The following is a 734-nucleotide window of genomic DNA, read 5'->3' as shown; positions in this document are numbered from 1 at the left end:
CCAACAGCAATGAGAATATTTTGTTGCATATTCGCGTATGTCCCTTTAGCTAAACCTAAAGCATGGGGGAGACGATTAAAATTGGAATTCATTAGAACAATATCTGAACTTTCAATAGCCACATCTGTCCCATTTCCCATAGCTATCCCTACTTCTGCAATAGCTAGAGAAGGGCTATCATTCACACCATCACCAATAAAAGCAACAATTTCACCAGTAGACTGTCTTTCTTTTAAAAATGCTTGCTTGTCCTCTGGTAGCATATCGCCATGGGCCTCGGTTAATCCTAGCTCCTTTTTAACTAAATTAACTGTACCTTGATTATCCCCTGATAATACAATGAGATTTTTAACACCAAGTGATTTTAATTTTTGTAGGTCTTGTTTAACGCTTGGTCGAACTTGGTCACGGATTTCCATTAAAATGATTAACTGACGATCAACTGCCGTTAATACAATTGAACTACCGGCTCTTTCTAATTTATCTAATTCTTTAAGAACATCATTAGATAGTGGAATACTTTCTTGTTCCATTAAGGTTTTATTCCCTACTGCAACAATGTGTCCGTCAACGTGAGCAATTATACCCCCACCTTTTATAACCTGTGTACTCTCTACAGGTCTTAGTTTATATTGCGCTAATTTATTTGTAATAGCGACAGCTAAGGGATGTTCAGATTCCCTTTCAATCGAGTATAATAAAGATAAATCCTCCTCTTGATCATTTCCATAGTA

Annotated in this window: 1 protein-coding gene; it reads right to left on the bottom strand. The window is 36.6% G+C overall.

Annotated elements, in window-relative coordinates:
* On the bottom strand, positions 1-734 hold a 734-nt coding region (locus tag KA900_RS14650; RefSeq protein WP_210139791.1), incomplete at both ends, for an HAD-IC family P-type ATPase.

The sequence above is a fragment of the Staphylococcus sp. GDY8P120P genome (assembly GCF_017892065.1).
Taxonomy (GTDB): domain Bacteria; phylum Bacillota; class Bacilli; order Staphylococcales; family Staphylococcaceae; genus Staphylococcus; species Staphylococcus nepalensis.
Note: the sequence above shows the minus strand (reverse complement) of the source record. Positions and strands in the feature narration are given on the sequence as shown.